General features: G+C 72.6%; 34 protein-coding genes and 2 pseudogenes. 14 read left to right on the top strand and 22 right to left on the bottom strand.

Going from position 1 to position 26,046, the window contains the following annotated elements; genetic code table 11:
- Positions 1-35 precede the first annotated feature (35 nt).
- Positions 36-848: a helix-turn-helix transcriptional regulator gene (locus tag QWJ13_RS26450; RefSeq protein WP_316527541.1), complete on the bottom strand. Its 813-nt coding sequence runs from the start codon at positions 846-848 to the stop codon at positions 36-38.
- 399 nt (positions 849-1,247) lie between these two features.
- Here QWJ13_RS26450 and fabG point away from each other — a divergent pair, with 399 nt between their 5' ends.
- From fabG to QWJ13_RS26390, 12 genes are all read left to right on the top strand, one after another.
- On the top strand, positions 1,248-1,952 hold the full coding sequence (gene fabG, locus QWJ13_RS26445; protein ID WP_316527540.1) for a 3-oxoacyl-ACP reductase FabG: 705 nt from the start codon (positions 1,248-1,250) through the stop codon (positions 1,950-1,952).
- 254 nt (positions 1,953-2,206) lie between these two features.
- A complete protein-coding gene (locus QWJ13_RS26440; RefSeq protein ID WP_316527539.1) occupies positions 2,207-3,004 on the top strand; it encodes an IclR family transcriptional regulator in 798 nt (265 codons plus the stop codon).
- Between the two features lie 712 nt (positions 3,005-3,716).
- Entirely contained in the window at positions 3,717-4,031 is a 315-nt protein-coding gene (locus tag QWJ13_RS26435) for a transcriptional regulator (RefSeq protein ID WP_316527538.1), read from the top strand.
- A 1-nt stretch (position 4,032) separates the two neighbouring features.
- Entirely contained in the window at positions 4,033-5,082 is a 1,050-nt protein-coding gene (locus QWJ13_RS26430) for a hypothetical protein (protein ID WP_316527537.1), read from the top strand.
- Entirely contained in the window at positions 5,082-5,789 is a 708-nt protein-coding gene (locus tag QWJ13_RS26425) for an ATP-binding protein (protein ID WP_316527536.1), read from the top strand. Before QWJ13_RS26430 ends, QWJ13_RS26425 begins: the two co-directional genes overlap by 1 nt.
- A gap of 110 nt (positions 5,790-5,899) precedes the next feature.
- Positions 5,900-6,466, top strand: a complete 567-nt coding sequence (locus QWJ13_RS26420) for a WhiB family transcriptional regulator (protein WP_316527535.1) — start codon at positions 5,900-5,902, stop codon at positions 6,464-6,466.
- A complete protein-coding gene (locus QWJ13_RS26415) occupies positions 6,463-7,425 on the top strand; it encodes a DUF2637 domain-containing protein (RefSeq protein WP_316527534.1) in 963 nt (320 codons plus the stop codon). The genes QWJ13_RS26420 and QWJ13_RS26415 overlap by 4 nt, the downstream gene beginning before the upstream one ends.
- An 84-nt stretch (positions 7,426-7,509) precedes the next feature.
- The gene (locus tag QWJ13_RS26410; protein ID WP_316527532.1) at positions 7,510-7,734 is read left to right on the top strand and encodes a hypothetical protein; all 225 of its coding nucleotides are present in this window, start codon (positions 7,510-7,512) and stop codon (positions 7,732-7,734) included.
- A gap of 179 nt (positions 7,735-7,913) precedes the next feature.
- Positions 7,914-8,339, top strand: coding sequence for a MobC family plasmid mobilization relaxosome protein (locus tag QWJ13_RS26405; RefSeq protein ID WP_316527531.1), 426 nt, complete (start codon positions 7,914-7,916; stop codon positions 8,337-8,339).
- Positions 8,336-10,072, top strand: a complete 1,737-nt coding sequence (locus tag QWJ13_RS26400; protein ID WP_316527530.1) for a relaxase/mobilization nuclease domain-containing protein — start codon at positions 8,336-8,338, stop codon at positions 10,070-10,072. Before QWJ13_RS26405 ends, QWJ13_RS26400 begins: the two co-directional genes overlap by 4 nt.
- A 94-nt stretch (positions 10,073-10,166) precedes the next feature.
- A complete protein-coding gene (locus tag QWJ13_RS26395) occupies positions 10,167-10,565 on the top strand; it encodes a hypothetical protein (RefSeq protein ID WP_316527529.1) in 399 nt (132 codons plus the stop codon).
- Between the two features lie 445 nt (positions 10,566-11,010).
- Complete coding sequence (locus tag QWJ13_RS26390; RefSeq protein WP_316527527.1) at positions 11,011-11,172, top strand: hypothetical protein; 162 nt, start codon at positions 11,011-11,013, stop codon at positions 11,170-11,172.
- A 186-nt stretch (positions 11,173-11,358) separates the two neighbouring features.
- Here the strand turns inward: QWJ13_RS26390 and QWJ13_RS26385 are convergent, their stop codons facing one another.
- Positions 11,359-11,544, bottom strand: a complete 186-nt coding sequence (locus tag QWJ13_RS26385; protein WP_316527526.1) for a hypothetical protein — start codon at positions 11,542-11,544, stop codon at positions 11,359-11,361.
- A 772-nt stretch (positions 11,545-12,316) separates the two neighbouring features.
- Positions 12,317-12,484: a hypothetical protein gene (locus QWJ13_RS26380; protein WP_316527525.1), complete on the bottom strand. Its 168-nt coding sequence runs from the start codon at positions 12,482-12,484 to the stop codon at positions 12,317-12,319.
- Positions 12,485-12,600: 116 nt separating this feature from the next.
- Between QWJ13_RS26380 and QWJ13_RS26375 the strand changes: the two genes are divergently transcribed.
- Positions 12,601-13,560, top strand: a complete 960-nt coding sequence (locus QWJ13_RS26375) for a hypothetical protein (RefSeq protein ID WP_316527524.1) — start codon at positions 12,601-12,603, stop codon at positions 13,558-13,560.
- Between the two features lie 134 nt (positions 13,561-13,694).
- Here the strand turns inward: QWJ13_RS26375 and QWJ13_RS26370 are convergent, their stop codons facing one another.
- From QWJ13_RS26370 to QWJ13_RS26360, 3 genes are all read right to left on the bottom strand, one after another.
- The gene (locus tag QWJ13_RS26370; protein ID WP_316527523.1) at positions 13,695-14,072 is read right to left on the bottom strand and encodes a hypothetical protein; all 378 of its coding nucleotides are present in this window, start codon (positions 14,070-14,072) and stop codon (positions 13,695-13,697) included.
- A gap of 43 nt (positions 14,073-14,115) precedes the next feature.
- Positions 14,116-14,346 carry a MarR family transcriptional regulator gene (locus QWJ13_RS26365; protein WP_316527522.1) on the bottom strand — a complete coding sequence of 77 codons (231 nt, stop codon included), beginning with the start codon at positions 14,344-14,346 and terminating at the stop codon, positions 14,116-14,118.
- 529 nt (positions 14,347-14,875) lie between these two features.
- The gene (locus QWJ13_RS26360) at positions 14,876-15,088 is read right to left on the bottom strand and encodes a hypothetical protein (protein ID WP_188306326.1); all 213 of its coding nucleotides are present in this window, start codon (positions 15,086-15,088) and stop codon (positions 14,876-14,878) included.
- Between the two features lie 581 nt (positions 15,089-15,669).
- Here QWJ13_RS26360 and QWJ13_RS26355 point away from each other — a divergent pair.
- The gene (locus QWJ13_RS26355) at positions 15,670-15,927 is read left to right on the top strand and encodes a hypothetical protein (protein WP_316527520.1); all 258 of its coding nucleotides are present in this window, start codon (positions 15,670-15,672) and stop codon (positions 15,925-15,927) included.
- Positions 15,928-15,934: 7 nt separating this feature from the next.
- Here the strand turns inward: QWJ13_RS26355 and QWJ13_RS26350 are convergent, their stop codons facing one another.
- The 16 genes and pseudogenes from QWJ13_RS26350 to QWJ13_RS26275 form a co-directional block, all read right to left on the bottom strand.
- Entirely contained in the window at positions 15,935-16,417 is a 483-nt protein-coding gene (locus QWJ13_RS26350; RefSeq protein WP_316527519.1) for a hypothetical protein, read from the bottom strand.
- A gap of 79 nt (positions 16,418-16,496) precedes the next feature.
- Positions 16,497-17,306, bottom strand: coding sequence for a winged helix-turn-helix transcriptional regulator (locus QWJ13_RS26345; protein ID WP_316527518.1), 810 nt, complete (start codon positions 17,304-17,306; stop codon positions 16,497-16,499).
- Positions 17,307-17,466: 160 nt separating this feature from the next.
- Positions 17,467-17,658, bottom strand: coding sequence for a hypothetical protein (locus QWJ13_RS26340; RefSeq protein WP_316527516.1), 192 nt, complete (start codon positions 17,656-17,658; stop codon positions 17,467-17,469).
- A 5-nt stretch (positions 17,659-17,663) separates the two neighbouring features.
- Positions 17,664-18,167, bottom strand: coding sequence for a hypothetical protein (locus QWJ13_RS26335; protein WP_316527515.1), 504 nt, complete (start codon positions 18,165-18,167; stop codon positions 17,664-17,666).
- A complete protein-coding gene (locus QWJ13_RS26330) occupies positions 18,164-18,793 on the bottom strand; it encodes a hypothetical protein (protein ID WP_316527514.1) in 630 nt (209 codons plus the stop codon). Before QWJ13_RS26330 ends, QWJ13_RS26335 begins: the two co-directional genes overlap by 4 nt.
- Positions 18,793-19,281, bottom strand: a complete 489-nt coding sequence (locus tag QWJ13_RS26325) for a hypothetical protein (RefSeq protein WP_316527513.1) — start codon at positions 19,279-19,281, stop codon at positions 18,793-18,795. The genes QWJ13_RS26330 and QWJ13_RS26325 overlap by 1 nt, the downstream gene beginning before the upstream one ends.
- Complete coding sequence (locus QWJ13_RS26320; protein WP_316527511.1) at positions 19,278-20,024, bottom strand: glycosyl hydrolase; 747 nt, start codon at positions 20,022-20,024, stop codon at positions 19,278-19,280. The genes QWJ13_RS26325 and QWJ13_RS26320 overlap by 4 nt, the downstream gene beginning before the upstream one ends.
- Entirely contained in the window at positions 20,021-20,614 is a 594-nt protein-coding gene (locus QWJ13_RS26315; protein ID WP_316527510.1) for a DUF4913 domain-containing protein, read from the bottom strand. The genes QWJ13_RS26320 and QWJ13_RS26315 overlap by 4 nt, the downstream gene beginning before the upstream one ends.
- A 139-nt stretch (positions 20,615-20,753) precedes the next feature.
- A complete protein-coding gene (locus tag QWJ13_RS26310) occupies positions 20,754-21,467 on the bottom strand; it encodes an HAD family hydrolase (protein ID WP_316527509.1) in 714 nt (237 codons plus the stop codon).
- Between the two features lie 29 nt (positions 21,468-21,496).
- Positions 21,497-22,699 carry an MFS transporter gene (locus tag QWJ13_RS26305; RefSeq protein ID WP_316527508.1) on the bottom strand — a complete coding sequence of 401 codons (1,203 nt, stop codon included), beginning with the start codon at positions 22,697-22,699 and terminating at the stop codon, positions 21,497-21,499.
- 156 nt (positions 22,700-22,855) lie between these two features.
- On the bottom strand, positions 22,856-22,993 hold the full coding sequence (locus QWJ13_RS26300) for a hypothetical protein (protein ID WP_316528069.1): 138 nt from the start codon (positions 22,991-22,993) through the stop codon (positions 22,856-22,858).
- Between the two features lie 498 nt (positions 22,994-23,491).
- A pseudogene (locus QWJ13_RS26295) lies at positions 23,492-23,854 on the bottom strand (DNA cytosine methyltransferase); the annotation flags it as partial.
- A 16-nt stretch (positions 23,855-23,870) separates the two neighbouring features.
- Positions 23,871-23,981 (bottom strand): annotated as a pseudogene (locus QWJ13_RS26290) (DNA cytosine methyltransferase); the annotation flags it as partial.
- 77 nt (positions 23,982-24,058) lie between these two features.
- Positions 24,059-24,631 (bottom strand): hypothetical protein, encoded by a 573-nt coding sequence (locus QWJ13_RS26285; protein ID WP_316527507.1) that lies wholly within the window; start codon positions 24,629-24,631, stop codon positions 24,059-24,061.
- Positions 24,628-25,797 carry a DnaB-like helicase N-terminal domain-containing protein gene (locus QWJ13_RS26280; protein WP_316527506.1) on the bottom strand — a complete coding sequence of 390 codons (1,170 nt, stop codon included), beginning with the start codon at positions 25,795-25,797 and terminating at the stop codon, positions 24,628-24,630. The genes QWJ13_RS26285 and QWJ13_RS26280 overlap by 4 nt, the downstream gene beginning before the upstream one ends.
- On the bottom strand, positions 25,797-26,030 hold the full coding sequence (locus QWJ13_RS26275) for a hypothetical protein (RefSeq protein ID WP_316527504.1): 234 nt from the start codon (positions 26,028-26,030) through the stop codon (positions 25,797-25,799). The genes QWJ13_RS26280 and QWJ13_RS26275 overlap by 1 nt, the downstream gene beginning before the upstream one ends.
- Positions 26,031-26,046 lie beyond the last annotated feature (16 nt).

Genomic DNA, 26,046 nt, shown 5'->3' with positions numbered 1-26,046 from the left:
CCGCCGCCTCGGAGCGGCACCGCGCGGGGCGGTGGTCAGACGCCGTGGAATGCGACGATGAACCGCAGTTGCCTGTTCCGCAGCGGGGCCAGGGCCATAATCCGGACGGGGACCTCGCCGGCGCCGCCGTGCGGGATGCGCATGTGCCTGATGTCGCCGTCAGGGTGCTCGTAGAAGTCGTGCCGGTCCCACAGTTCCTGGGCTTCGGGGCAGCCGTCCAGGATGTCCTCGACGAGCTTCTTCAACTGCTCGTGGTCGGGGTACTGGGCGGCGGCGGTGCGGATCTGGGCGAGGAAGGGGACGGCCCAGCTCTCCTTCCAGTTGACCAGCTGCTCGCGGGCACCGGGGTAGAGAAACGCCCACCGCATGATGTTGCGCTCGTAGACCCAGGGGTACATCTCGCGGGACGGATTGTTGTGCGCCACGACGTTCCAGGCGACGTCCGATATGTACGCGGGGTGGGGGAGCATCTTGTCGAGAAGGCGCTGCATGTCTGCGTCCATGGCCGCCATGGCGTCCGGCTCCGTGTCTCGTGGGGCGGGGGCTCGCCCGGTGGCGTGGTGGTACAGGGCGAGGCGCTCCGCATCATTGAGTCGGAACGTGAATGCCAGGCGTTCGAGAATTGCATCGGAGAATTGGGCGGATTCTCCGGCTTCCAGCTTCGAGTACCACTTGACGCTGATTCCAGCCAGTCGGGCGACCTCCGTCTTGGAGAGTTCTCGCGTGCGGCGGGTAGGGCTTGTGACCAGGCCGGGGATGGAGTTGGGATCTGTCCGCTGACGCCAGCACTGAACCATGCTGGCGAGCGTCTGATCGCGAGCCGCAAGGCGCTCGAAGTCGGTGCTCATGGCAACCGATTCTAGGCATTGCCGCCAGTCGGGTCTGAGCCGATCTGAGTGTGGGGAAAGCCACATCAGCACAATCGCGGCATTGTTGTTTGAATTTCAACAAGCCCCCGTCCTGGAGTGATGAATCATCATTTGACCAAGCGTTTGAGGTGAGTGGGTGACGGGTCGTCAATCGCCTCCGGCTGTCATCGCGGTGGCGAAAATTGGGGCGTTGCGGAAAATATTCGTTAAATTACACTGGGTTATCTACGCGCGTAGCCTGGAACTCCGAGTTCGCGAACTCTCACTTCCGGAACTGGCACTTCTGGAAGTGAGAGTTCCAGTGGAGGGCTGGCATCGTGAGGGCCGCCGGGCTGCGGACGCACCGCTCGGTGACCCGCACCACGAAGGAGATCTCCCATGTCCCGCTCGGCCCTGGTTGTCGGAGGTAGTCGAGGTATCGGCCTCGCAGTGGCGCAGAGGCTTGCCGCGGACGGCGCCGCCGTGGCGGTCGCCTCCCGCAGCGGGTTCGCCCCCGAGGGGCTCCTCGGCGTGGAGTGCGACGTGACGTCCACCGAGTCCGTCGACGCCGCGTTCACCGCAGTCGAGGCCGCCCAGGGGCTGGTCGAGATCCTCGTCGTCAACGCGGGCATCACCCGGGACACGCTGCTGCTGCGCATGTCCGAGGACGACTTCGACGCCACCCTCCAGACCAACCTGGCCGGCGCCTTCCGGGCCGCCAAGCGCGCCGCCAGGGGAATGCTGCGCGCGAAGCACGGCCGGCTGATCTTCATCTCCTCCGCCGTCGCCATGACCGGCGAGAGCGGACAGGCCAACTACGCCGCCTCCAAGGCCGGCCTCGTGGGCTTCGCCCGTTCCCTGGCCCGCGAACTCGGCCCGCGCGGCATCACCAGCAACGTGGTTGCCCCTGGCCTGACCGAAACGGACATGACCGCCGCCCTCTCCGAGGCCCAGCGCGAGGCCCTGCTCCAGCGGGTGCCGCTCGGCCGCATGGCCCAGCCGGAGGAGATCGCCGCCGCGGTGTCCTTCCTGGCCAGTGACTCCGCCGCCTACCTGACCGGGGCAATCATCCCCGTGGATGGCGGCGCCGGCATGGGTCACTAACCCGCTCGCCGGGCCTGGGTGCACGAGGGGACGTCCAGGCCTGGTGAGCATCCCCCCGTTGCTCGCAGGCCCGGCGCACTCACGGCTCCAGCTGCGACCACCTTGTACTGGACCCGTCACGGGACCAGGCGGCCCGGGTGAGGCCATCGGCCGTGTCCACCCACACCGACCAGTGGTCGGGTACGGCCAGTCGGTCCCCGGCACTGCACACCTGCGAGATTTCCTTGCCCTCTCCCGCAACACCAGCACCCTCGATGGCCCGCCGACAGGCAGCCCCGGCAGTCGGCACCCACGCCCGAGTCCTGTCCGTCCTGCGGGCGGTCACCCAGGGCGGCGGCGTCCAAGGCGTGCTCGACCTCACCAGGTCCACCGGCATCCCCGACTCCACGGTTCACCGCATCCTCCAGGCCGGCGTGGAGACCCGTGCGGTCGACCAGGTCAGCCGAGGCCGCTACCGGCCGGGCCCCGCGATGATCGAGATGGCCCTGCAGGCCATGACCTCCGCCCCCGCGGCAGCCGACGTCCAGCAGATGCTCGACGACCTCCAGAAGAGCGCAGGCGGCGTTGCTCTGCTGTTCACCGTCACCGGCTTCGGCGGCCTTCGTCGGCTGTGCACCGACTACACCCTCGGTGACCGTGACCCGGAGACCCTCAGGGCTCTGACCTACAAGATCGGCTCCATGCCGCGCTCGCTGCGCGTCGGAGCAGCGGGGCGCGTAATCCTGGCCCACCTGCCGGCCCATATGCAGCAGGCGGTGCTCGCCGAGGGCCCGCCGCAGTCCCCGGCGCCGGGTGCGATCCGAGACGAGGCCGCCCTGCTCGCCTCCCTTGCCGACATCCGCCGGCGCGGCTACGCCATCGGCCGTCAGGAGGCGCTGGCCGGATGGGACGGCATCGCAGCGCCTGTTATGTGGGGGTCGACGGTGATGGGATCAATCGGTCTGGGGCTGCCTGTCGAGGAGATGGGGGGCGACCTGCGCGAAGCGATCCGGCGCACCTGCGATGCCGCCCGCGCAATGAGTTTGATTCCCGGCGGGAAAATGGCTGTGTAGTGCGGCCCTTCGCCTTGGCTGTGACTGAATTGGCGGCCTGCAGGAACCCTGTCGGCCGCCAATTCATTTTTTGGAGCGTCGGGATCTATCGGAGGCCATGGGGGCACCACTTGATGGCAGCCTGGGGCGACAGAATGGTTGAGCAATCGCGGCCGGTGAGGTTTCTCCTATTCATTAGTCAAGATCATTTCCCGCCAGGCGGGAAATGGGGGTTGCTGCTCGCGTAGATGGCTTGAATTTCTTGACCGGAATCGAGTGGCGATCATAAGGTCTATTTGATGTCGCGGGCAGCGGGTGGCCCGGAATTCCCGGTGCAGCCTTTGGTCCGGGGTTGCCGCAGGCGACGGTGGCCGGTGCCTGCGGCAAGCCGAGACCTTGAAGCTTGACTCGAAGGAGGGTCGGGCGGCTCGTGGCGCGGCGAGGGGCGCGGGGCGGTGCACGCACAAGTCTTCCCCGATGGGGAGTTAAGGACTGGATGTGTGGCGCCGAAGGCCCTAAGGTTCTCACCCCGCCGCGGAGGTGACAGGTGGGCAGAGAGGGGGAGTCGATGCAGTAGGACACGTCCGGAAAAGAGACCGGCGCCCTGGAGCTACCAACTCCTGGACGCCGGGCCAGCGCCCCGAAGGTCGCTGATTTACTACCGCGCGAGCGGCGGGACTTCTTTTGCACGAGAGGCCGCCGCGCGCGTTTCCTACGAAACACGGAGTATCGCATGCCTGCCCTGTCCAGGGGAACCCAGTACGTGGAGCCCCGCCCGAGCCAGCAGCGGCTCGGGGCCAAGCTCGCGGACATGATCCCCGGTGCGGTCGCCGTCCGCGTCAGCTTCGCCCACCCCAGCCGCCAGTGGCCCCACCCCTACACCGTGGCGGTCGACGGGCACGGCGAGCAGCTCACGCTGAGCGGCAACACCACCAAGGTCGCCGCCCGCTGGGTGCTGCGGTCCTGGCCGGAGGCGGACTGGTCGCACCCGCACAGCTTCGACCTCGCCACCGGGCGGCTCGCTGTCACCTCGGTCCGGGGCCGCTGACATGGCGCGCATCCGACCCGTCAAGCCGGAGACCTGGGTCTCCGAAACGCTGGCCGAGGTGTCCATACCGGCGATGCTCACCTTCATCGGCATGACCAACCACTCCGACGACAGCGGCCGGCACCGCGACAACGCGGCGGTCGTCTACGGCCTCATCTGGCCGATGCGCGACGAGATCAACCGTGCGGAGGTCGAGGACCACCTCCGGCAGCTCGCCACAGTGGGCGCGATCTGCCGCTACACGGGCTGCGACGGCCGCCGGTACTTCCACTACCCGACGTGGCGCAAGCACCAAAAGATCGACAAGCCGTCGCTCAGCCGCCTTCCCGCGTGCCCGCACTGCGAGCCGGAGCGGTGCGGCGTCTGCAAGGGCCCCTGCATCCAGCGGGCCGCCCTCGCAGATACCCCGGGGTCCCGACTCGGCGACGCCGCGAGCGCTCCCGGAGTGTTCGGCGAAACCTCGGCGAACACTCCGGCAGCCCTCCAGCAGCCTCACGAGTCCTTCCCTGCACCCGCCGCGCAGACGGTTCCGGGTACCGCGGAAACGGTCGCCCCGGTAGTCGAAGCCGAGCGCAAGCCGGTTCCGTCCCCCAGGAAAATCGCAGGTCAGACGGCATTCGGCGAAGCCTCCCCGAAGGCTCTCCGAACCCTCCCGGAGCCCTCGGCGCCTGGATCTAGGATCTTGGATCCTGGATCTTCTTTCCCTACGGGGCGCCAGGCGCCCGACGCGGACACCGTTTCGGCCGGCCAGCTGATCGGCGAGTACGTCGCCGCCTGCGTCGAGCGCCCGCCGGGCAGCTTGCTCGGCCACCTCGGCAAGGTCGTCAAGACCCTGCTGGACGAGGGCATCGCCGCCGAGCACGTCCGTGCCGGGCTGCGGCGGTTCGCCGAGATCCAGGGCCACCCGTCCCGGCTGCCGAGCCTGGTCAACGACGCCATGAACGCACGAGGCTCCGGTTTGGCGCGGCCGGGATTCCGGCCTAACGTGCCCGCTCACCAGGCGTGGACCAACCCGGTCGACGCCGTCGCCGCCTACGCCGAGGAGCTGTGATGCGCACCCGCCGCGACCCGCAGACCCTTGCCGACGCGCCCTCGGTCCTCGACCGGATGGCCCGCATCCTTGCCGCCCGGGGCATCGAGCAGTACGTGGTCGACGCCCTCCCGGACGAGCCGGAGTCGTACTCGGCGGAGGAAGCGCTGTCCGCCGGGCTGCCGCTGCGCTACCGCGAAGCGGTCGCCACGAACCCGCAGGTCCTGGCCTGGGTGCGGCAGGTTGCCGCCGAGGCCACCGCACCGAGCCTCGGTGCCCGACGCCAGGTCGCCACCGGTCCCAGCCTGCTGATGGCTGGGGTCGTCGGCGCCGGGAAGACCCACGAGGCGTACGGCGCCGTCCGCCGCCTGGTCGAGGCCGGCATCGGTGTGCGCTGGCGCGCCACCACCGCCGCGGACCTCTACGCCGAACTCCGGCCCGGCTCGGACACCGACGCCGAGCGGGTCCTCGCGGCCTACAGCCGGGTGCCGCTGCTGATCCTCGACGACCTCGGCGCCGCCAAGTCGAGCGAGTTCGTCGAAGAGCAGACGTACCGGCTGATCAACCGCCGCTACAACCACCTGCTCCCGACCCTGATCACCAGCAACCTGCCGATCAAGGACCTCCGCACCTGCCTCGGTGACCGCGTCACCTCCCGGCTCGCCCAGATGACCACCCGGGTCAGCTTCGAGCCGGTCGACCGCAGACGCCTCCAGCGCGCCGCCTGAGCCGCCGCCGCGCCCGGCCGCCCCACGGCGAGCCGCCCGACCATCACCGACCCAGCGCCCTCTCCGCCGACGCTGACCTCGCGCGCGGAGAGCGATCGGAGCGACCCCGCATGACCACCACGACCCGCCCTGTCCGCCACCGCGCGCTCGGCGACCAGACCTGGCAGGACCAGGCCGTCTGCACCCCGACCGAGTACAACCCCGTCGACCCCGAGGTGTTCTTCCCCGGTCCGGAGGACACGGCCGCGATCACCACCGCCAAGGCGCTGTGCGCCCAGTGCCCGGTCGCCCGCGCCTGCCTGGACGCCGCGCTGGAGACGGGCGACACCCACGGCGTCAGGGGCGGCCTCACCGAGGAGGAGCGCGAACCTCTGCACACCAGGCTCAACGAACGCCTCGACTACAGCCGGGTCAATGCCGTGCTGGCCGGGCGCGACATCCACATCACCCGCGCCGAGCGCCGCGCCGTCGTCCTCGCCGGATACCGCCAGGACGTGCCGGTCGAGCGCCTCGCCTGGCTCCTCAAGATCAGCCCGGAGCACGCCCTCAAGCTCTACCGCGAGACCCGCCGCGCGATTCGCCACCGTCAGATCGCCGAACAGGGCACCCGTACCGCCTCGGCCGACCAGGGCGCCGCCGACCAACTGCACCGCGACGACTTCGGGACGGCCGCGTGAGCACCAGCACCGCGACCACCCCGAACTCCGTGCACGTCACCGGCTGGGACCGGGGCGTCGTCATCGCCCTCGGCGGCGCGGGGTGCGCGCTCTCGTACGACGCGCTGCAGCAGATGGCCGTGGCCATCCACGTGCGGGGCCTGCTCACCTACCTGTTCCCGCTCGTGATCGACGGCTTCATCGCCTACGGGGTGCGCGCCCTGCTGGTGATGCGGGACGCCCCGCTGCGGGCCCGCATGTACGTCTGGCTGCTCTTCGGAACAGCCACCGGAGCGAGCCTGTGGGCCAACGCTCTGCACGCCGTGCGGATGAACGAGCAGAGCGCCACCACCGGCCTGCGGCTCGGTGACTCGGTGGTCGCGGTGCTCTCCACGATCGCCCCGCTCGCCCTGGCCGGCGCCGTACACCTCTACATCCTCATCGCCCGCGGACCGGTCGGCCCCGCTGACCGCGACGGCCAGGGTGGCCGAGTGAGTGACCGAGTGACCGAGGCCGACCGAGGTCAGGTCACCCCTGACCTCGGTCAGGTCAGTGTCGAGGCCGGTCTGACCGAGCGGCTGGCAGCGCTGACCAGCGGTCAGGACAGTGGAGGTCACCTCGGTGCGGAGCGGCCGGTCGGCGGCCCGGTCACCGCACCAGGCGGTCAGCCGGTCACCGGCCGACAGGTCAGTGACCGACCGGCGGACAGCGGGCCGGTCACCATCGCGACGGTCAGCCTCGCCGAGGTCACCGACCCGCCGGTCACTGACCGGGACAGTGACCGCCGTCCCGACCTGGACACCGAGGACCTGCTGGCCATCGCACGGAAAGCCGCGCCGGAGAACGGCAGGCTGACCCGCAAGGTGGTCGCCGAGGCGATCCGAGGTCAGAAGATCCCTCTGTCCAGCGCCACGCTGACCGAACTGATGGCCCAGCTCCGTCCGCAACCCGGTCAGCCGGTCACCGCCGACCGGAACTGACCGACACCCGAGCGCCGGGGTGACCGATCAGGTCACCCCGGCCGGTCACCTGCCCGCACCACCACCATCCGGGAGCACCCCACCATGCGCACCACCCCTGCCACCTGGGCCGAGGCGGACTCCTGGCTCGCCGTCCTCACCCAACGCGGCCACCTCCACCGCGTCGAGACCGGCCCGGACGGTGCCCGCAGCGTCCAGCGCGACCGGCACTCCCGCCCCTGGACTCTCCACCACCCCGTCCTCGCCGTCGACTACGTCGAAGATCTCCTCCTCGACCTCCGCCAGCGCGACACCGGGGCCAGCCGATGACCGCGCCCGGCCACGACGGCACCGTGCAGGCGCCGGGGAACGACCCCAACACTGCCCCTGGCGGAGCAAGTTGTGGGGTAAGCGATGCTTACCCCGCCCGCGCCCCGAAGGGGGCGCGGGCACCCCGGTCGCCAGCGGACCCAGGGGGGCCCACCGACGATCGGGGAGTCGACCCGGGGGTGTCGACGGCCGGGACAGACACCGCGCCCGCTCCACAGCGCGCCGCCTCCCGACGCCGCCGTCCCCGCCACGCCACCCAGCGCCGCACTTGCGTCAGCCTGCGGTTCAGCGAACCTGAGTGGGCCGCGGTCCGGAAGGCCGCCGACCACGCCGACCTCGCCCCCGGCGGCTTCTCCGCCGCCGCCACCCTGGCTGCCGCCACCAGCACCGACCCGAGCGCCGCCATCGCCGACTACCGGCGCGGCATCCAGGAACTCATGGAGTCCAACCGCCAGCTCGCCGCCATCGGCAACAACGTCAACCAGGTAGCCCACTTCCTCAACGCCGGCGGCCAACCGGCCTCCGACCTCCAGCAACTCCTGCACCGCGTCGAAGCCTCCATCGGAGCCGTCGACGAAGCCGTCGCCTGGATGGTCCGCCGGTGATCCCCAAGATCCGTACCGGCACCGGCGGCACCTACGGCCTCATCCGCTACCTCTACGGACCGGGCCGACGAGACGAACACACCGACCAGCACCTCGTGGCGAGCTGGAACGACTTCGCCCCCGACCCCGGCCGCAACCCCCACCACACCATCGCCCAGCTCGCCGCCCAACTCGACCAGCCCGTCAAGGCCATCGGCGACCGCGCCCCGGCCGACACCATCTGGCACTGCTCCGTACGCGCGGACCCCGGCGACCGCCACCTCGACGACAACGACTGGGCGAACATCGCCCGCCGCATCGTCCACGCCACCGGCATCGCCCCCGAAGGCGACACCACCGCCTGCCGCTGGGTCGCCGTCCGCCACGCCGACGACCACATCCACATCGCCGCCACCCTCGTACGTCAGGACGGCCGCCTCGCCAACCTCTCCTTCGACCGACGCAAAGCCCAGGCCGAAGCCCGCCTCATCGAGAAGGAGTACGGCCTGCGCCAGCTCAACCCCGGCGACGGCACCGCCGCCCAAAACCCCACCAGCGCCGAGCGCTTCAAGGCCGAACGCACCGGCCGCACCGAGACTCCACGCGAGACCCTGCGGGAAGCCGTCCGCCAAGCCGTCGCCGGAGCTGACAGCGAAGCCGAGTTCTTGACCCGCCTGCGCGAGGCCGGCCTGCGGGTGAAGCTGCGGCACGCCCCCTCCGGCGACGTCCTCGGCTACAACGTCGCCCTGCCCGGCGACCGCAACCGAGACGGCGGGCCGATCTGGTTCCCCGGGTCCAAGCTCGCCCCAGACCTCTCCCTCCCCAAAATCCGCCACCGCCTCGACGCCGCACCCGCCACCGGCGCCCCCGCGCCGGACGGCCGCCCGACCCGCCCTGGCCGCTCCGCTCCCGCGCGCCGCCGCCGAGACGCCGCCCACGTCGCCGAGCGCACCGTCGCCGCCCTCGACCAGGACGACGACGAAGCCGCCGCCCACCTCCTCGGCGCCGGTGAACTCCTCGACGCCCTCGCCCAGACCTCCCCAGCCGCCACCCGCGCCGAACTCCGGGAAGCCGCCCGCGCCTTCGAACGCGCCACCCGCAGCCACGTCCGCGCCGAGAACGCCGACATCCGCGCCCTGCGCTCGACCGCCCGCGGAATCGTCCACGCCGGCAGCGCGCTCGGCCGGGGCGAGGATGGCGGCGCCACCGCCATGGTCTTGTCCACCTTCGTCCTCGTCACCCTGGCCGCCGCCCGCTGGCACTCCGCCCGAGGCCACGCCCAGCAGGCCGCCGCCGCCCGCAAGGCCGCCGACCACCTGCGCTCCGCCTACCAGCAGGCCGCCGCCACCCCCATGCGCACCATGCGCGAGATCGGCCGCACCCTCCCGGACGGCGAGCGCCGCCGCCACGACACCACCATCCGCACCGTCCTCGGCGACCCGGCCAGCCCGAAGGGCCCGGCCCGCGAGCACGATGCCCTGGCCGCCGTCCTCGCGGAAGCCGAGAAGGCCGGCCACGACCCCAAGGCCCTCCTGGAGAAGGCCGTCGACCGGCGGGAGCTGGAAACCGCCCGCAACACCACCGACGTCCTCGTCTGGCGCATCCGCCGCCTCGCCGACCTGCCCGCCAACCCCGAACACCCCCGCACGGCCCCTGGCAACCAGGCCCGGACCGAACCGGTACGGCCCCGCGCCACGCAGCCGGCACCGGCCCAGCCCGCCACTGACCCGCGCCGCCCGGCACCACGCCGCTGAACCGGCAACCCGCCGGGCGGCCCTCCCGGAACCCCTCGACACCCGCTTCCACCAGGTGTTACGCAAGTACCCGAGCACCACGAACGGAGAGCCCGTGACCAGAACCACCGAGAACACCAACACCGCCCCGGCCCCGATCACCACCCCGGTCCCGGCCGGCTCCGACCCGCTCCTCCAGCTGGAGTACGAGACCCAGACCCCCAGCGGCCCCGAGGCCGTCCGCGCTCTGCTGCACCCGGCCGAACTCGCCCTGCGCGGCATGCCGGTGACCTGCTCCGCCTGCCGGGCCCGCCGCGACTGGCTGCTGCTCAACCACCGCCGCAACGTGTGGGTGCGGTGCCGCTGCGGCAACGAGTGGCTGGAGCCGGAGATCGCCCGCAAGGACTTCGACGCGATGATCGCCAACCCGACCTGGACCCACCACCCCGACACCGACGCCGCACGGGTGGCCCTCGGCTTCGACGGAACCTTTGCCGGCATCTACCTGGGCTGACACGCCAACTGGTCAGCCGATCCGGCTGACTTGCGGCTATGCCGAAGCACGATAGGCGTCACTGCTGTCACCAAGATCGAATCGGCGTGACGACGGCGAGGGGCCCTGGGCTGATGCCCTACGGGAGTTGCTGGCCGTCGCGAGCCCTGACGAGGCTGCCTGGCGTCCACGTCCTCTGCACCGCCGCCGACCGGCCGTGAATCTCCTGTTCTTCCCGGGGATGCGGCTCCAGGACCTCCGTGAGTCTCCTGGATAGGGCATGGTGCAGCCGCCGACAGCACTGTGCTGCGTCCGTCGCGGGCGGCGACGCACACGGCGGCGCCCGGATGGGGGCGGTTGGCAGGTGAGAGCTCCTGGACGTCTCTACGGTGAAAGGACCGTCCCACATCATCTGGAGGTGCGTATGTCTGTCCCGGAAGACGCGGTAAAGGGGCTTGTGGACTCGATGAATACGATCGGCCAGTCCCTGGAGGCCGACTTCGTCGCCGCGCTGCGGAGCATGAGCCCGGAGGAGAAGAAGAAGTATCTCGACGCCCATCGTCGCGGGGTCGAAACACTCGGCGGCCGTGACGGGTGGAAGGACCCGCTCAACCCCGAAAGCAGCTGACAGGCCAGCGGTCCGCCGAGGCAGCCCGCTCATGCCGCTTCAGCCCACACCCGCCCCGCGGCCCGCCGTGGACACGCCTGAGCGGTACGCGCTCGCTCTGCCCGGCGCTCCGGGCGGGCACGCTCCCCCGAAGGTCGTCGTCCACCAGCACAGGCGAGCGCACCGCGGGTGGGTGCCGTGGGTGGTTCAGCTGCCGAACAGATCATCGGGGCCGGCGGCGCTGCCGTCGTAGCCCGCGTAGGACACGCCGTTCGGTGAGACGCTGATGTCGGTGCTGCTTTCGAAGCCGTAGTCGGCCGCGGCGCTGCCGGCGCTGGCGAGCACGGCTGTCGCGGCCAGCAGTACGGCGGCCAGCACAGTGGGAATTCTCATGGGAGTCCTCACGGGTCGGGGCTGCTGGTGCGGCCCGGGATGAGGGTCACGATGCCGGGTCCGGCAGCGGTCGCAGTGCTGTGGCGCGGCCTGGCGTCGGGCACCACTCCAACAGCCCACGCGCGCGTCCGGCGGGGCGATGGCCGCCGACCCCGACCTGATCGAGTCGATGCGGGCTGCGGCCCTCCGCGTGGAGAAGCTCGTTCGCCGCTCGGCCCGGGCCCGCGCGGGCACCGACAGCCTTCCCGCCGTTCGCGCCGCGCGCCTATCCGCAGCCCCGCGCACCCGTCCGCCCGCGTCCCAGGGTGTCCGATTCAACTCCTCCTGGTGAGGGGTGGCCCCGGGCTCCCGCTGGGACAGGTGCTGGGACATCCTGTCCGGTGGGCGGTTGCCGGGTCGCCGCACGGCTGCCGCGCCTACCGCCGCCCGGACACCACTGCCCCGACCTCGCACCCGCCCGCGCCGGGCCGCTAGCCGTCGGGACTATCCCACGCGCCGCCAGGTTCGCGGGGCAAAACCGATGTCTCTGAGACATAGCGCAGTCTGGAGGAGGACGGGCACCGGTGACAATTATCGTCCGTAGACGGTGTCAGTTGTCACGCCTCAGCCTCCGCCTTCGCCCAGGCCGTCGGCGCACTCGGTGACAGGTATCACGCTTCGGCACAGCGGCGCCGTGTGAGGTGCGGGCGACCAACCTGCCTCTCGCACGGCGCCGCGCGGGTGCTTGCGCGACCGGCCGGGGCAGTTCCTCCGTCCCGGGACCGGACCGGTATCAGCCGAGATGGGCGAAGTGCAGCAGAGCGCGGACCAGGCCGCCCGCGAGGGCGCTGGCGGCGGAGACGATCGCGGCGTGCAGGAGGGCCTGGCGCAGACGGGGTCGGCGACCGAGGGGCTGTCCAGGGCGGTGCAGGGTGCGGGAGCGCTGGTTACGGTGGGACATGGCATCTCCTTCCGAGAGATGGTCGGGTGCCTCCGCGCCGCTGTTTCCTGGCGGGACCTTCGGCGCGGAGCACTTCCTTGTTTCTGTCCCCTCAGCCTTGCGCCGGCCGCCGTTGGATGCTCGCCGTGAAGCCCGAATCTGGGTGTAAGTTCTGCGGCATGACGGACCCCCACGACGGCAGCTGGACGGAGGGCACGGCCACCGACCTGGTGGCAGACGCGCAGGCGTTGGGCGTGGAGAAGGTCAGCGTTCGGATGGTGGGCGACTGGGTCACGGACGGCCTTCTCGCGAACCCGCAGTTCCGTAAGAGCACCCGTCACGGCAGCGACGAGCGGGCCTTCACCCCCGAGCAGCGGTGGCTGTTCACCGAACTGCTCAAAGCCCGTCAGCGCTCGCCCCTGAAACGAGTTCCGCAGCGCGTTCTGGTGCGACCGGTCCTGTACCTGTGGCTGCTGGACGACACCGTGGTGCCGACCGAGCAGGCACGGCGGGCCTGGAGCACTTACGCCCGCGCCACCGGGCTGCACACGGCACTAGGCCGAAGAAGGGCCGCCGAGCAACTCGTCGAACAGTTCGCTCACCCGACCGCCACCCACAAGCAGCGGCGCACCGCGCTGTTGCTCATCGAGGCCGGGGAGAAGAGTAGGCGGCCCGACTGGGCCAAACTCGCCTCGGTACTGACGCAGCTGGCCTCACCCTGGATCGTCCCGGGCTCCCGGGGCATCGAGCGTTCCCTCGGCCCGGTCCAGCTGCCGGCCACGGCGACCCAGATTGTCGCGCTGTGGTTCGCCACCCACCAGGTGACAAGGCGTCTTCTGGCCGAGGGAGTCGACGAGAAGGCTCTGGAAGAGGCCCGGTCCGTGTTCCGACCTTCCTGGGCCGACTACCAGGCACAACGGAGCGCGATGGTGACCGGTGCCGGTGAGCTGGGCTACCTGTTCGATTCGCCGGTCAGCGCAGAGGGCCAGGTGAAGGAGACGGTGGGGGCCTTCGTCGGTGAGCTGGCAGGCGTGCTCGGCCTGATCGGGAAGGCGGCCGGCGCCGCCGCGGTCGGCCAGCTTCCCGGAGTCGTCTGATCACCTGGGCGGTGCCCAGGGTCATTGCCTCCACGGCGTCGAGGTGCCTCGCTCTGCCCCGGGCACCGCGGTTCGGCCCGGGACGGCATGCGGCTCCAGAGCGGGCCGGAAGCAGAAGAGGACCGCCGTCAATATCAACGGCGGTCCTTCTCGCTGCTGGTCAGCGTCCCGAGTCGGGAGGGGCTGTTGGGGGGGAGCTGACGGGCGGCAGCCAGTCGGTGAAGACTGAGCCAGACGGTGGCCGGGCGCAGCCCGAGGTCGGCGGCGATCCCCTCGGCGGTGAGACCGGGGCTGCGCTGCAGGCGTTCGAGGACGGCGTGGTCGGTCCGGTTCTCGGTGACGCGGACGGTGCGGTAGGCGGCCAGCGCTCCGCCACCGAGGGCGAACAGCCCTGCGGTACACACCGCGTACGTGCCGGTCGCCGCAGCGCCGATCGCGGTGGCGGCGCCGATCGCAGCGGCGCAGCACCAGGCGACCAGCGCGACGGGACGGCGGACCAAGCGGTTGGGCATCGGCAGGTCGTCCTCTTCGTGCTCGTCGGCAGACGCCAGCCGGTCAGCCGGAGGCGGGCTCGGACGGATCGCCGTGCAGGTCGCTGCGGTGGCCCTGGCCGAGGGGCTTCCAGTTCTGGAAGGTGGAGGGCTTCCAGCGGGGGCGGTCCGGGATGCTGGTGTCGTCGGGAGCCGGCAGGGTGCCCCGGTTCTTGCGGTTGCGGGCGGCGCCGACGCTGATGCCCAGGTGCTTGGCGACCTCGGCGTAGCCCCAGAGCTGCTGGTCGTCGGCCATACGGGTGTCCTAATCCTCGGTGTTCCGGTGACGAGCGTACGCGCCGCCGGGCGGGCCGGTGAACGCCGAGGCCGCCCCGGCTGGTCGGCGCGGGGCGGCCTTGTGCGGTGGTGTTCAGGAGTCGGCGAGGTGGTTGGCGAGTTCGAGGGCGGCGGTGGCGACGGCGAGGGCGGAGCACAGGCCGGTGACCTCGTGCAGTGTGGGGCGCACCAAGTGGGGCCAGTCGTCGGGGGCGGCGGGCCAGGTGGCGAGGTGGACGTCGGTGGTGGCGAGGCCGAGGCGGGCGGTGACGTCCCAGCCCGCCCCGGGGGCTTTCTCCCACCGCAGCAGGATGCGGCCGAAGGGGGGTCTGGGGGCGCTGTCCGGGAGCCATAGGACCTCGATCGGCTGGCCGGGGTCGGCGGGGACGCGGCGGACGAGTGCTCCGCTCGCCCACGGCGGCAGGGGGTGAAGCGCGAAGCGGTCGAGTGGCTGCGGGCGGGTGGGGCGGTGAGCGGTCGGGATGCGGCTCTCCTTCGAGCGGGGTGGTTCAGGCCCAGGCGAGTTCGTCGCGGACGGCGGTGGGCAGGTAGCCCTCCTGGCCGTCCTCGGCCAGGTAGACGAGGCCGTCGTGGACGACGACGTTCGAGGCGAGCAGGTGGGAGAACGGGAAGTCGGGGTTCACGGCGAGGCGGACCCGCAGGCTCGGGTCGACGTTCTGGAGCTGGGCGATCAGGTGGGCGACGGTCAGGTACTGGGGCACGGTGATCTCCTGGGTGTCCGGTGGAGGGGAAGGATGAGGACGGGTTCGTCGGCGGGCCACGGGTCGCAGCACTCCCAGGGGACGTCCCGGGTGAGGACCACGGTCCCCTGCGGGCCCTCGACCTCGGGCAGACCGCAGACGCCGCACCCGCACGCCGGGTCGTACGGTCCGGGGGCGGCGGGGTAGGGGCCGCTGGCGAGGTAGTCCGTGCGGCACAGGCGTCCCGGGGCGGCGGGTGCGAAGGCGGAGACGATCAGGTCGCCGGGGCAGACCTCGTCCGCGCGGGCGGCCCGCAGGGCCGGGCTGGCGAGGACGTGGCGGGCGGCGCGGTGTTCGGTGGCGGCGGTGACGATGAGCGGGTGCAGGACGACGCGGTGGGTGTTCGCGGCGGTGTCCCTTCGTTGGCCCGCCGTTTCGGCGGGATCCGTACTTTGACATGCAGCATCCCGAAGTTGCTAGTCCTTTTTCGGGACCGGTGGTCTGCCGTTGGCGAACCGGACGGGAATGCATCGCGGGCTCGGAGTGCTGAACCGAGGTTGCGGCGCAGGGCCGCACGGAGTCGGAGGGGGGCGAAGGCATTGGTGACGGGCAGAGGCCGGGACATGGCGGCGCTGGAGCGCAAGATCCGCAGCGCAGGCCGGGCGTGGACGATGGGCGACGTCGCGATCATCGGCGAGGGCCATTGGGCCGTCGCCACGGACCGGGCCGAGCGCGAGCAGACCGTTGAGGTCGAGGACCGGCTGGCGGACGGCCGGCGGGTGGAGCTGACCCTGGAGGAACTGGCCCGCGTGGTGGGCGCCACCGACCTCGGCGCCCACCACGACAGGGCCGCAGACTGACCGGTGGCTACCGCCGGTTCGCGACCAGCGGGGCCGGAGCGGCAGCCGGCAGGGCAGGTCGGTCGGCAGACGGCCCCAGGGGTCGAGTCGCCTGCGAGGTGCGGGCGGTGGCGACCCGGACCCGTTCGGCCTCCGGGCCGCCTGCCGCCGTCAGCGCGTGCTCGCGGGCGTCGACAACGTGGCGGATCATCTGGACGGCCGTGTTGCTCTCGGCGTAGGCCGCACGTAGGGCGCTCGCCGAGGTGGTGATCCGGTCGAGGTCGTAGAAGGCGGGGACATGGCCGGGCCGGGTGAGGGCATGAAGCCGATCCTGGTGCACGGCGATGGAGTTGGACACCACGACCAGATGGGCCCGGTGGTGCATGGCCGAGCGCAGCATCGGGTCCGTGGCGGCCACGCGGGATGTGGACTTCTCCAGGTCGGCGATCGGCCGTCCCCAGGCTTGCTCGATCATCGCGTCCGCGCAGTCGAGGGCGGTGGCATCGGACACAGTGCTCTCCGGTTGGTGACGGGGCGTCAGTGGGCGGGGCGGGCGGTGGAAGCCGTTCTGGTCCTGCCGCTCATGGAGGTCACCGGCCACGCGAGGGGTGGGAAGCCGCAGTCACGGCGGCGGGGACACGCAGCGGCGGCACCGGAGGGTGGCTGAACATCGTGGAGGGGGCGGCGCTGCGGCGCAGTGCCGCTGCGGTTCGCGCGGACTGTGCGGGGGAGGTGAGGGTGCGCTCGGCGGCCGGCACCGCAGGGGCCACGGGGGTGGTGTGCCGGTGGTCCCACTGCTGGAGGGCGGTGTAGACGGGGCCGAGGGCCGCTCCGGCGTCGGTGAGGACGTACTGGGCGCCGTGCCGGTCGCCGGTGCGGGCGACGAGGCCGTCTGCCTGCATGCGGTTCAGCCGGGTCGCCGCGAACTGCTCGGAGGCGCCGAGGCATTCGGCCAGGTCGGGCAGGCGGATGCTCCCGTGCTCCGAGAACAGGCGGACCGTCTCGGTGGTGCCGGCGAGCTGCAGGCGCTGAAGGGCGTCCTCGACCCGGTCGTACCGGCCCTGCGGGGTGTGGTTGACGTGCTCGGAGGACCACTGGGCGAGCGTGCGGTAGACCGGGCCGAGGGTGCGGGCGGCGGACGAGAGCCGGTAGGGCGCCGCACGGTCGAACGTGCCGTCGCGGGTCACCAGGCCGGCCTCGGACATCGACGCCAACCGCTTGCTGACGTACGACGGGGACAGCGCCGTGAGGTGCTGGGCGACGTCGGCAACCCGCATCTCCGGGCCGTACTTGGCGATCGTGTGGACGACGTGGGTGGTCCACTTCGGCGCGATCCGGTGCAGCACGGTCTCGACGCGCTGCGAGTCGGCGGCGCTCATGGGAGTGATCTGGGCGGACATGGCCGGGAGTTCCTTGCTCAACGGGTACGGGCGGAGACGAAGGGGCGTGCCGCTCCTGGCGAGGGCACGGCCTGGGCGGCGCCGGCCGAGATGGGGGTGATGCCGCGGTAGAGGGCGGCGACCTGGCGAAGCCGCTCCGTGCGGGCGGCGGAGTTGACCGCTACGCCTTCGGGGGTGAGGGAGAGCTGTGCCCCATCCGGGAGGCGGAGGTGTTGGTGTTGACGGCGACAAGGCCGGCGCCGATCAGCCGCTCGACCGCCTCGGCCTCGATCGGGGCACCGCGCCCGGAGCCCCAGATCACGTACCTGTCGCCGTGCACGCTCTCGCGCAGCCACAGGTCCCCGTCCTCCATCGCGTTCAACGCGGCCCGGGCGGAACCCTGCTTGTCGTCCCAGGCGGCGGTGGCGGGTTGTGTTCGCTGGTCGGCCGGGGCCGTGGTGCCGTTGGTGTGCGCGGAGTTGTGCTGGCGCCGCGCCGCGCCGTGGCGGTCGGCGGGTCGGTCTCGGCGCCGCGCTCGTAGGCGCTGAGGACCTTGTCGAGCTGCTCGTAGGTCGCTCCCCTGCGGGCGGTGAGCAGCTCGACCTGGAGCCCCGCAGACTGGATGATGCCGTTGACGCCGCGCATGCTCGCGTGGTCGCCACGGGCGATCGGCTCCAGACGCTCGATCACCGTCCGCGCGCGCTCGGTGAGGTCCCGGTGGAGCCGGTCGACGTCCCGGGCACACGAGGCGACCACGGAAGCGAGGTGAGCCAGCGGGCTCGGGTACGGGTGCCGGCCGGACAGCTCCCCGGCATCGCCGACGCCGAGGCGTTCGTGGACGAGGTGGGCGCCGGGGTGGGTGAGCGGGTTGTGCGGGTTCACCGGGCCGCCTCCAGACGGGCGAGGAGGGTGCGGACCAGGGTCGGCAGACTGTCGGGGCCATCGCCGTCGAGGCGCACCGCGCTGACCGACTCGTCCAGGAGGCGGTGGGCGTCCTCGGTCAGCGCGCCGATGATCTCCGAGCACGCTTCCGTGAACTCCGCGCGAGCGAGTAGGGCCCGGCCCAGGAGCCGGAGGTAGAGGCCGGGCGGCAGGGCGGCCTCGGCGGCGAGGGTGGCGATGGCCTGCCGGTCCTGCGGGGCGGAGTCCGCCAGGTTGAAGCCGGAATCGCCGTCGTCGGCGGTCGGGTGGCCGGCCTCGGTGACCAGGGCGTCGACGGCCTGGGTGAGGTCGGCGAGCGACTCGGTGAGCCAGCCCAGGGCGGAGACGTAGGAGGCGAGGGTGAACAGGGAGGCGGGGGTGGTCGGCAGTCGCGCTGCCTGCAGGTGCTCCAGGCGGTCGGCGAGCGCGGTGATCGCCTTGGGCCCGGCGGTGAGCGGCCCGAGGACGGGGTGGAGGTGAGAGCGCGAGGGCGGGGCGGTGTGCCGGGCCGTGGCGATGCCGGAGACGGCCTCGGCGGCTTCGACGAGCCAGAGGGCGAGGTCGGCATGGGTGGGGGTGGTGGTCATCATCGGGCCCTTCGGGCGGCGGCGCTGGTGGCGAAGCCTGGGGAAGCGGTGGTGTAGGCGGGGCTGGCGCCGGCCTGTGCGGGGCGTACGGACCGGGCGCGGGCGGCCCGGACGCGGGCTTCCTCGGCGGGGCCGGGGCCGGTCGGCAGGTTGAGCCCGGTGCGGCCCAGGCGGTTCTGGGCGGAGCGGTACACCTGGTAGTCGAGCCGGGGGCCGGCGGCGACGAGGTGGACCTCACGCCGGTGCTGGGACTCGGGCGGGGAGTCGCGGAACTGGACGACCAGGCGGTGCGAGGCCCAGTTCTCGGCGACGCCGAGGTAGATCTTGTGGCAGCCCTCCAGTCGGCCTTCGAGGCGCTTGGCGACGCGCTCGCCGCGGACGAGGTCCTGCAGGTGCAGCAGGGCCTGGTCGCGGATGGCGTCGGGGAGCTGGCGCAGGTCGGAGATCGCGTCGGGGTGGGCGGAGAAGCCGAACTTCGCGCGGGTCACAGCGATCGCCCCCGGTCGGGCTGCGCGAGGGCGGCTGCCGCAGGCGCGGCGGCCGTGATCTCGGCGACGCCGGGAGCGGCCGGGGCGGCGCTGCGGGCGAGCGCGGCGCGGGTGCGCAGCGCGTCGGCGTCGGTGCGGTACTCGGGCGGCTCGGGCAGCGGGGTGTTCCGCTCGGCCAGCCACGCCTCGGCGCCGGTGCGGTCGGGGAAGGCGCCCTCGCGGATGGTGTAGGTGTTCTGCTCCGCGTCGGAGTGCTCGATGAAGAGCCGTACGGGCAGTTCGGTGGCGTTCCTGTCCGTGACCATGGTCCACGCCTCGCCCGGGCTCTCGCGGGCGGCTGCGAGGGCGATCAGGTCGTAGCGCTCGCCCGCGCGGTGGATCTGGTCCTCGATCCGGTAGGTGAGTTCGTCGGCGCCGATGAGGTCGCCGTCCACGGTCATTGCTTCCGGCGGGCAGCCGCGCTCGGCGAGCCACTTCTGCGCGAACGCCACGCCTGCGTGCGCGGCGGCGTCCAGCGCGAAGGTGCCCTGGGCCTGGTCGCGCCGGACGTCGAGCGTGAAGAGGTCCGGCATGTTCAGCGCCTTGCCCTGCAGGGTGCCGTTGTCGAAGGCGAGCAGGTAGCTGCGGTTGCCGACGTCGTGCCGGGCCAGGAGGTCGAGGTCGCTCTGCGCGGCGATGTCCCGCAGGAGGCCGGAGCGGTCGTCGGCGGGCGACAGGTCGCCGAGGTCGAAGTCGGCGCTCATGCGGCGAGTCCCAGCTGGTCGGGGGTGGACAGGACACGGTGGGCGGGCCGGGCCGGGCTGGTGGCGCACGCCGCGAACGGGCCGTCCGGGGCGCGGAGCTGGGCGATGGCGTGGTCGAGGTGGTCGCGGTGCCAGGTCGAGGGTCCGCTCTGGCCGGCCTCGGCGGCGGTCAGCTGCTGCCACGCGAGCCACAGCGCGTGGAGGCGGGCGACGGCTTCGGGGTGCTCGTGCCACTTCGCGCACCAGGGGCGGGTGGAGCCGATCTCCCGGCCGTAGACGGGCAGCAGGAGGTGGGTGACCCAGGCCGAGAGCTCGGCCAGCTCGGCGGCGTACTGCGCGCCGCCCATGGCGAGGATGAACAGCGGTGGGGCGGAGCCGGGTTCGTCCCCGGCCCCGGGGTCCGGCCCGGTTGGGCCGGACCCCGATTCGTCGTCGTCGGCTTCGGAGCCGAGGCGGTCGAGGATCACGCCGTGCTGGCGGACCTCGGCCATGGTGCGGTTCAGGGCGCTGACGAGGTCGTCGAGGTCCTCGTCGGCGATGCGGATCGGCTCGGGCTCGGAGGAGCCCGGCGGCGGGATGGACTCGGACATGGCACATCCAGGAGGTTCGGACGAACGGGGAGGGAGAGGCCGGAAGGCGTTCTTCGGGTCATGGCGGGGCTCCGGTGAGGTGCGGTGGTGAGGGACAGGATCCGCGGGAACGGCGGTTTGGTCGGGCCGCCGACTCGTGCTAAGCGCAGGCCAGTTGGGTGCCGCGGTCCTGGACCAGGCGCAGGCCCAGGGCGACGGCGTCGGCGAGGGTGTCGGTGAGCGGGTGGCCGGCGGCGGCGAGCTTGGCGGGGTGGTGCAGGCCGCCGGTGTGCAGCACCGCGTACGCGCCGTTGGCGTGCGCGGCGTCCGCGTCGTCGACGGCGTCGCCCACCAGCAGCACCCGGTGCGCCTGATCGGTGAGGCCGAGGGCTTCGAGGTGGGCCGTGAGCGGGGCGGCCTTGGTGCCGCCGGAGGGCCCGGTGCGGCCCTCGATCCGGGTGAAGAAGTGCCCGATGCCGGCCTGCTCGACTTCGCGCACGAGGGTGTCGTGCGGGCACAGCGACAGCAGCGACTGGGTGTGGCCGGCCTCGCGCAGCGCGGCCATCAGTTCGGCGGCGCCCTCGCGCACCCGCACCGGCTGGCCGCGCAGGTGGTCCAGGAAGGCGTTGTCGCTGGAGATCCACTCCTGCTCGGTGATCGTGCGGCCGAGCAGGCGGGCGTAGAAGTTGGGGATCGGCACGGTGTGCTTGGCCCGGTAGGTCTCCCGGTCGACCGCCTCGCCGCCGAGGGCGGGCAGGGTCGCGTTCAGCGCGGAGACGTGGTCGTCGAGGTCGTCCTTGACCGTTCCGTTCCAGTCCCACACGACGTGCATGCGGATGGCGGGAGTTGCGGCGGCGAAGAGGGCGGTGTTCACGGCGGTGTCCTTCGGGTTGAGCGTGGTGGTCAGGCGGAGAGGCGGTCGTTGAAGCGGTGCAGCAGCCACAGCGCGAAGGCGGCCCCGGCGAGCGGGACGGCGGCGACGAGCAGCGGGGCGGGGTCGAGGGAGGTCAGGGCGGTGCCGGTGGCCTGGCCGATGCCGATGCAGGCGATCAGCCAGGCGAACGCCTCCGTGCTCTCGCCGTACGGGGCGAGGCGGTCGACGGTGAGGAAGGCGGCGGTCAGCAGCGGCGCGAGGAAGGTGCCGGGCAGTACGGCGCCGAGGACGGCGACGGCGGGCGCGGGGTCGGGCAGCAGGGGCAGCCACCCGGCGGCGAAGCCGATGGAGGCGGCGACCAGGTGCCGGGCGGGGGTGCCGGGCCAGGCGTGTCGGCCGTAGGCGAGGCCGCCGAGCATGCTGCCGATGGACAGCGCGGCCGGCATCACCCCGGCCAGCCATCCGGCGTGGTGGCGCTCGGCGGCGGACAGGGCCAGGACGTTGACGGCGCCGAGCGCGACACCGGTGCCGATCAGCGCGGCGAACAGCACCCGCAAGCCCGGCACCCGCAGCGGACCCGTCCAGTGCACCCGTTCGGTGAACTCCGCAGGCGTCCAGGCGCGGGAGGGCTGGGCTGTGACGACCAGACCGGTGCCGAGCAGTCCGAGCGCCGCGGTCGCCACCAGCGCGGTGGTCACTCCGGCTCCGGCCGCGAAGCCGGTGGCCAGCAGGGGACCGGCGACGAACACCAGGCCCTGGGTGCTGCTGTCCAGCGAGAGCGCGGTGCGCTGGCGCCCGGCCTCCGGCAGCAGCACCGGCCACAGCGCCCGGAGCCCGGCCTCCAGCGGCGGCGTCGCCAGCCCCGCCACCAGCACGGTGAGCGCGGCGAGCACCGGGTGGCGCGCCGGGCCGGTGCACGGCAGCAGCAGGAACGCCGTGCTCGCCGTGGCCGTGGCGGCGACGAGGACCCGGATCTGGCCGTGGCGGTCGACCAGGCGCCCCAGCAGCGGCTGCCCGAGCGCGCAGGCGAGGCCGAACAGGGCGCCGAGGGCTCCGGCCAGGGCGAGCGGGCCGTGCTCGGCGCGCACCAGCAGCAGGATCGCGATCGGCGCCATGCCGGTGGGAAGTCGGCCCATCAGGGTGCCGCCCAGCAGGCGGGCGACGTACGGCGCACCCAGGACAGCTCGGTATCCGCTGTCCTGGGCGGGGCCGCAGGCGGTGGTGGTGCTCAAGGAGGAGGTCCTTCGGTCGTACGGCCGGCGGCGCGCGGGCGCGCCGGACCGGGGCATGCGCAGGCATGACAGCCCCCTCGGGTCGGTGCGGCTGCGGGGAGAAGAGTCCGCGGATTCCGGGATTTGGTACGGCCGGGAAAAGCAGGTAGAAGCCCCTCAGCCGGTACGGCAGCGCGGGCAGCGAGCGAAGGTCGGGGTCAGCAACTCCAGAGCCTTGGCCGCCTGTTGGGGGACGACACCGTTGCCGAGGGCGGTGAGCTGGGCCGGGCGGCCGAGTGCGGGGGTGGCAGTCACCCAGCCTGCCGGAAGCCCTTGCATCCACTCGACGAACTCCGCGCGCAGCCGCCCACCTTCGTCGGTGGGCGGCGGCGCCGGGCGGGTGAGCGTCTCCCATCGGGCGACGGCTGCGGCGTACGGTCCCCACCGTCCGGGGTCGAGCCGTCCTGCGGTGCGGCCTCCCCCCACAGGGGCAGTGCCACCGCTTCCGTCGCGGGCGCGGCCGGCCGCCTGCGGGAGCGCGAGGCCGGGTTCCGGGGTGAGGAGGGCCGGAGTGAGGCCGCTGCCGAGGGCAGGGTCAGGTCCCCGCCGCCGTGCCGCTGGTTCGGAGAGCCCTTGATCCCGTCCGACGCCTTCGGCGTGGGCAGCAGCCACTCCACCTCGTCCGCCAGGTTCGGGCCGTGACCGCCGCGCTTCCTCTTCGACGGGTGCTGGCTGCCGCCGTTCGTCGCGATGTTGCTTGTGGGGGTCTTGAGCAGCGCCGCTGTCGGCGGGCCAGGCGGTGAGGAAGACCCTGGCCCGATGGTGGGGTGCTCCGACGTCGGAGGCGCGAAGCACGAGCCACTTCGCGTCGTACCGGAGCTGGGCCAGGGTGCCGAGTACGGCGCCAAGTGCCCGCAGATCAGACTGAGCTGGGTCGTTTCCCAGACACCACGGGCAGCGTTCCACGTCGCCAGTGGAGGCGGCGACGGCGGGGGAGGTGAGGAGTCCTCGTACATTCTCGACCACCAGGAGGTGCGGGCGCAGGGCCTCTACCGCACGCGCTACGTGCAGCCAAAGACCCGATCGGGTTTCGGCGTTGAGCCCGGCGCGACGGCCGGCGACCGAGACGTCTTTGACAAGGGAAGCCCGCCGTGAGGACGCACACCCGCTCAGCATCGGCCCAGTTGACCTTGGTGATGTCGCCCAGGTTCGGCACGCCCGGCCAGTGCCGGGCCAGGATCTTCGAGGCGCCCGGGTCGACCTCGGCGTGCCACGCGACGGAGCCTCCGAGCGCGGCCAGCACCCCGAGGTCGAGTCCCCCGTACCCGCTGCACAGGCTCCCGATCACCGGCCCGGGTCCGGTGGCCGTGGGGTTCGGCGTCACCGCCGGTGCCGGGTGGTGTGAACGGCTGCCGGAGCCGGAGCCGGAGCGGGAGCGGTCGGAGCAGTTGGAGCAGGCGCGGCGGTCGAGCGGTGTGCCGCCGCCAGGTGTCGACCGGCGGCCAGCCAGGGCAGGATCGTGGCGGTGTTGTTCAGGACTGTGACGGCCTGCAGGAGTTCTTCGCGGGCGCCCGCGATGGCCTGGCGGCTCACCGCCGGGGCCTTCGCGCGCAGGTTCCGGGCCCACGGCAGGTGCTGGTCCTCGTTGGTCCTGGCGATCAGGGCGATCTGGCCGGCTGCGTCGCTGAGCTGGGTGGATGCCCGGCTGACGTGGCTGATCGCGTTGGTGTACGCCTCTGCGGCCTGGGCGATGTGCTCCGGGGCGGAGGGCGCGGTGGAGAGGAAGGCGAACGCGTGGCCCATCTCGTTGATCAGGGAGCCGAGGTGGGCGACCTGGCGGCCGAGCGCGACGGCGTCCGGCAGCTCGTCGGGCGCCACGTCGGGAAGCCTGTCTGCCTGGTCCCGCAGGGTGTTCGCGTGTGCGATGAGGGCGGCGGCTGTGGCGGTGGTCACGAGGAACTCCGAAGGTGATGGCGGATGGCGGGGAGGCGACCTCCCCCGGGGAGCGGAGGCGCTGATGGACTGGGCTCCGGGCCCGGTCGCGGGGACGGCTGCGTGGGGCTGCGGGCGCGGGCGGCTTTTACGCGGGACTCCTGATCGGGGGCGAACCGGGGTTGGGCTGCGGGAGGCGAGGTGGCGGTGCGCCAGCGGGCCCGTACTTCCTCCAGCGGGCCGAGGGCGTGCAGGGCGTGGCTGATCAGCTGCCCGGGGGCGAGGCGCCGGTCGTCGGCGTGGGCGGCGATCTGCTGCGCGGCGCCGGCGGCGGTGCGGGTGAGGGAGGAACGCAGGAGCTGCTCGCCCAGCCACTCTGCCGACCCCGCCGCGCCGTCGCGCAGCACCGGCCCCAGCTGTTGCTCGGTGAGCACGCCTTCGGCGAGCAGGCCGCGCCGCTGGACCTCCCACAGCGTGGTGACCGGGTCGATCGGCTCGCCCCGGTGGTGGAGCGCACCGAGGCAGCGGTAGAGCTGGCCGTGGCCGGGAACGGCGAAGTCCTGGGGGCGCAGCCAGTCGAAGACCTCGCCGATCGCGCCGTTCTGGTGGACGAGCAGGGACAGCAGGAACTGCTCGTCCTCCGTCTGCGCCGCCGCGGGAGGCTCTCCGGCGGCAGGGAGGGAAGGTGTCCTGGGAGCGGCGGCCCGGGGGCGGGTTCCCCAGCGCGTGGCGAGGTCGTCCAGGACGCCCGCGAGCACGTCGGCCTGGGCGGCGGTGCCGTGGACCTCGTGCTGCCCGGCGTCCTCCCGGGCGACGGCGAGCAGACGGCCGGCGTGCTCGGCGACGGTGCGGTGGATCGACCCCTCCAGCACCATCCGCCCGTACAGGGGCGCGTGGGCGGGGCGCGGGCAGGCGGCGACGAGGGTGTGCAGGTAGGAGGCGGTGAGCCCGCGCACCTGCTGGCCGGCCTCGGCGAGGGTGTCGGTCAGCCACGCCACCGGCACCGCGCCCTGCGTACTGAGGGCCGGGTGGTCCTCGGCGCGGAGCTTGCGCAGCGCGGCGAACAGCGCCTGGTGGCCGGGCCGGTAGAAGTCGCGCGGCTCCAGCCAGTCGAGGCCGCCGAGCTGGCGGGGGTCGAGCAGGACCGCCCCGAGGACGGCCTGCTCGCCGGTGAGCAGCGGGTCCATCACCGGCTCCGGCGGCGACGGGTGCCGCGGTCGGCGCGCAGCTGGGCCACCGCGAGGTCGGCGGCGGCCTTCGCGGCGGCGAAGCGGTCCAGCTCACCGCTGAACGTCGGGTCGGTAGCCAGGATCGAGCCTTCGCCGGTGATCAGCCACCACTGGCCGCCCCGGCGGACGACCGGCGCCCCGGTCAGCGGAGCCGGACGGCGCTGGGCAGCGGAGGAGTTGGTGTCGGACACGGGGACCTTCCGGGGA

This window comes from Kitasatospora brasiliensis (assembly GCF_032654805.1).
GTDB classification, from domain to species: Bacteria; Actinomycetota; Actinomycetes; order Streptomycetales; family Streptomycetaceae; genus Kitasatospora; species Kitasatospora brasiliensis.
Note: the sequence above shows the minus strand (reverse complement) of the source record. Positions and strands in the feature narration are given on the sequence as shown.

Coding starts and splice junctions, on each gene's coding strand:
- QWJ13_RS26315 (WP_316527510.1), bottom strand. CDS start 20,614: ATGTCCGAGTCCATCCCGCCGCCGGGCTCCTCCGAGCCCGAGCCGATC.
- QWJ13_RS26420 (WP_316527535.1), top strand. CDS start 5,900: ATGACCACCACGACCCGCCCTGTCCGCCACCGCGCGCTCGGCGACCAG.
- QWJ13_RS26340 (WP_316527516.1), bottom strand. CDS start 17,658: ATGGAGGACGGGGACCTGTGGCTGCGCGAGAGCGTGCACGGCGACAGG.
- QWJ13_RS26430 (WP_316527537.1), top strand. CDS start 4,033: ATGGCGCGCATCCGACCCGTCAAGCCGGAGACCTGGGTCTCCGAAACG.
- QWJ13_RS26320 (WP_316527511.1), bottom strand. CDS start 20,024: ATGAGCGCCGACTTCGACCTCGGCGACCTGTCGCCCGCCGACGACCGC.
- QWJ13_RS26370 (WP_316527523.1), bottom strand. CDS start 14,072: ATGCCCAACCGCTTGGTCCGCCGTCCCGTCGCGCTGGTCGCCTGGTGC.
- QWJ13_RS26375 (WP_316527524.1), top strand. CDS start 12,601: ATGCTCGCCGTGAAGCCCGAATCTGGGTGTAAGTTCTGCGGCATGACG.
- QWJ13_RS26330 (WP_316527514.1), bottom strand. CDS start 18,793: ATGACCACCACCCCCACCCATGCCGACCTCGCCCTCTGGCTCGTCGAA.
- QWJ13_RS26365 (WP_316527522.1), bottom strand. CDS start 14,346: ATGGCCGACGACCAGCAGCTCTGGGGCTACGCCGAGGTCGCCAAGCAC.
- QWJ13_RS26425 (WP_316527536.1), top strand. CDS start 5,082: ATGCGCACCCGCCGCGACCCGCAGACCCTTGCCGACGCGCCCTCGGTC.
- QWJ13_RS26280 (WP_316527506.1), bottom strand. CDS start 25,797: ATGGACCCGCTGCTCACCGGCGAGCAGGCCGTCCTCGGGGCGGTCCTG.
- QWJ13_RS26345 (WP_316527518.1), bottom strand. CDS start 17,306: ATGTCCGCCCAGATCACTCCCATGAGCGCCGCCGACTCGCAGCGCGTC.
- QWJ13_RS26380 (WP_316527525.1), bottom strand. CDS start 12,484: ATGTCCCACCGTAACCAGCGCTCCCGCACCCTGCACCGCCCTGGACAG.
- QWJ13_RS26435 (WP_316527538.1), top strand. CDS start 3,717: ATGCCTGCCCTGTCCAGGGGAACCCAGTACGTGGAGCCCCGCCCGAGC.
- QWJ13_RS26390 (WP_316527527.1), top strand. CDS start 11,011: ATGAATACGATCGGCCAGTCCCTGGAGGCCGACTTCGTCGCCGCGCTG.
- QWJ13_RS26450 (WP_316527541.1), bottom strand. CDS start 848: ATGAGCACCGACTTCGAGCGCCTTGCGGCTCGCGATCAGACGCTCGCC.
- fabG (WP_316527540.1), top strand. CDS start 1,248: ATGTCCCGCTCGGCCCTGGTTGTCGGAGGTAGTCGAGGTATCGGCCTC.
- QWJ13_RS26440 (WP_316527539.1), top strand. CDS start 2,207: ATGGCCCGCCGACAGGCAGCCCCGGCAGTCGGCACCCACGCCCGAGTC.
- QWJ13_RS26385 (WP_316527526.1), bottom strand. CDS start 11,544: ATGAGAATTCCCACTGTGCTGGCCGCCGTACTGCTGGCCGCGACAGCC.
- QWJ13_RS26410 (WP_316527532.1), top strand. CDS start 7,510: ATGCGCACCACCCCTGCCACCTGGGCCGAGGCGGACTCCTGGCTCGCC.